This is a genomic window from Candidatus Erwinia dacicola (genome assembly GCF_001756855.1).
Classification (GTDB): Bacteria; Pseudomonadota; Gammaproteobacteria; order Enterobacterales; family Enterobacteriaceae; genus Erwinia; species Erwinia dacicola.
This window is the reverse complement of sequence record NZ_MAYS01000429.1, coordinates 1-2,411: the sequence shown is the minus strand read 5'-3', so window position 1 is coordinate 2,411 and position 2,411 is coordinate 1. Positions and strand designations below refer to the sequence as shown.

General features: G+C 55.1%; 2 protein-coding genes and 1 pseudogene. 2 read left to right on the top strand and 1 reads right to left on the bottom strand.

Annotated elements, in window-relative coordinates; translation table 11 throughout:
- Both BBW68_RS16820 and BBW68_RS18880 read left to right on the top strand, forming a co-directional pair.
- Positions 1–184: pseudogene (locus tag BBW68_RS16820) on the top strand (hypothetical protein); the annotation flags it as partial.
- Positions 184–327 carry a hypothetical protein gene (locus BBW68_RS18880; RefSeq protein ID WP_186821327.1) on the top strand — a complete coding sequence of 48 codons (144 nt, stop codon included), beginning with the start codon at positions 184–186 and terminating at the stop codon, positions 325–327. The pseudogene BBW68_RS16820 and the gene BBW68_RS18880, both read left to right, overlap by 1 nt.
- Here BBW68_RS18880 and argS read toward each other — a convergent pair.
- On the bottom strand, positions 306–2,036 hold the full coding sequence (gene argS / locus BBW68_RS11665; RefSeq protein ID WP_070135494.1) for an arginine--tRNA ligase: 1,731 nt from the start codon (positions 2,034–2,036) through the stop codon (positions 306–308). The two genes, BBW68_RS18880 and argS, sit on opposite strands and share 22 nt — an antisense overlap.
- Positions 2,037–2,411 lie beyond the last annotated feature (375 nt).

The following is a 2,411-nucleotide window of genomic DNA, read 5'->3' as shown; positions in this document are numbered from 1 at the left end:
CCAACAGTGGTTTCCCGGGCAATGGAAAGTGCAAGTTATCGGGCTGGAGTCGGGGCTGGGGGCGCCTGCTGGTCAATCATCCGCTGCGGGCACTGTTGGCCCGCCGCAGCTGATGGTGATCTCCAATATGGAGCTGACCGACAACCGCAATATCCGCATGACTTCCACCATCGGGGATCATTAATGAAGGCGTTATCGCTGTTACTGCTGCTGCCGGGGATCAGCCTAGCGGCGGGCGGTGCTTGGCATGGCAGCGCCCCCGGGGCGGGGTTTGGTAGGGGCGAGGCATGCCTCGCCCGCCGCGATTACATCCGTTCTACCGTCTGAATGCCCAGCGTATCCAGACCCTGCTTAAGGGTTTTGGCGGTCAACAGCGCCAGTCGCAGACGGCTCTGCTTTATGGCGTCATCTTCGGCATTTAGGATCGGGCAGTGCTCGTAGAATCCGGAGAACCGGCCCGCCAAATCGTACAGGTAGGCACACATCACATGCGGCATACCGTCGCGCGCGACCTGAGTAATCACCTCTTCAAACTGCAGCAAACGCACGGCCAGCGCCGCTTCGCGCTCTTCGCTGATGCGCGTTTTGCCGCTGATGCCGTGTTCGTCAATCCCGGCTTTACGGAACACCGACAGCACGCGGGTATAGGCATACTGCATATACGGCGCGGTGTTGCCTTCAAACGCCAGCATATTGTCCCAGTCGAAGATGTAGTCGGTAGTACGACTTTTTGACAGGTCTGCGTATTTCACTGCGCCGATGCCGACGATTTCCGCCAGCTGCTGCAGCTCGTCTGCTGGCATATCCGGGTTCTTCTCACCAATCAGCTTAGTGGCGCGATCAACCGCTTCATCCAGCAGGTCGGTGAGCTTAATGGTGCCGCCAGCACGGGTTTTGAATGGCTTACCGTCTTTGCCCAGCATCATGCCGAACATGTGGTGCTCCAGCGGCAGCGAATCCGGAATATAACCGGCTTTACGCACGATGGTCCACGCCTGCATCAGATGCTGGTGCTGGCGTGAGTCGATGTAATAGAGCACGCGATCCGCTTTTAGCGTCTCGTAACGATATTTGGCGCAGGCGATATCGGTGGTGGTGTAAAGATAGCCGCCATCCTTTTTCTGGATGATCACACCCATCGTTTCGCCATCTTTATTCTTGTACTCGTCGAGGAACACCACAGTGGCGCCTTCGCTCTCGACCGCCAGCCCTTTGGCCTTCAGATCGGCGACAATGCCTGGCAGCATGTCGTTGTACAGGCTCTCACCCATTACGTCGTTGCGCGTCAAGGTGACGTTCATGCAGTCATAAATTTTCTGATTCTGCGACATAGTGATGTCAACCAAGCGTTTCCACATCTTGCGGCAGTATTCGTCACCGCCCTGCAGTTTTACCACATAGCTACGCGCGCACTCGGCAAAGGCCGGGTCTTCATCGTAGGTGCGCTTCGCTTCGCGGTAGAACTCTTCGAGATCGGCCAGCGCGATCTCTTCGTGGTTCTCGTTCTGCTGCTTTTTGAGGAAGGCGATCAGCATGCCGAACTGGGTGCCCCAGTCGCCGACGTGGTTGGCGCGGATCACGTTATGGCCGAGAAACTCCAGCGTGCGCACGGCGGCGTCACCAATGATGGTGGAGCGAACGTGACCAACGTGCATCTCTTTGGCGACGTTAGGGGCAGAATATTCGATCACCACGGTCTGCGGAGTGACATCCGCCACGCCGAGCTTAGGTGCCGTCAGCACGTTGTCGATCTGGCTGGCAATCCATACCGGGTCGAGAAAGATATTAATGAAGCCCGGACCGGCAATCTCCACTTTCTGCGCAATTCCGGTGAGATCCAGCTGCTCCAGAACCTTTTTTGCCAGCTGTCGCGGCGGCATGCCCAGCGATTTAGCCACTACCATCATGCCGTTGGCTTGGTAATCACCAAATTGTGCTTTAGCCGACTGACGCACCTGAGGCTCACAATTAGCCGGAGCACCCACTGCGATCATCGCCTGACTGACTTTACCTGAAAGAATATTCTGAATATTCAAAGAGTTACCTTAATTTACTAAAAGATCAACGCTTGCGCGCTGGCCGTTGTCACTACGCCGCCCACCGGAAAATTTACCGGAAATGGCAGCGCTAAAAAAGAAGGGGATAAAGTATACTGCATTTGATAACAATTTATCCAGAAACCTGCGTTCCTAGATAACTTGTGCAGAGCAGGTGGGAAAACACTGCTGTGAGGCTGTCATCCAAAAAAGAGATATTAACGACGGCAATGGAGGTGGTGCGGGCTCGCGACAGTATTTTTTCCTTTCTGTACCTTCCAGTGGCGTACCAGAGCAAACCCCATCATCGCGATCAGCACGGCGACAAGCAATAACATAAGAGTTATGGTTATTTGTGGTGTATGGGGATTCGAG

Excerpts from the sequence above, each read along its gene's own strand:
- BBW68_RS18880 (WP_186821327.1), top strand. The coding sequence starts at position 184 with ATGAAGGCGTTATCGCTGTTACTGCTGCTGCCGGGGATCAGCCTAGCG.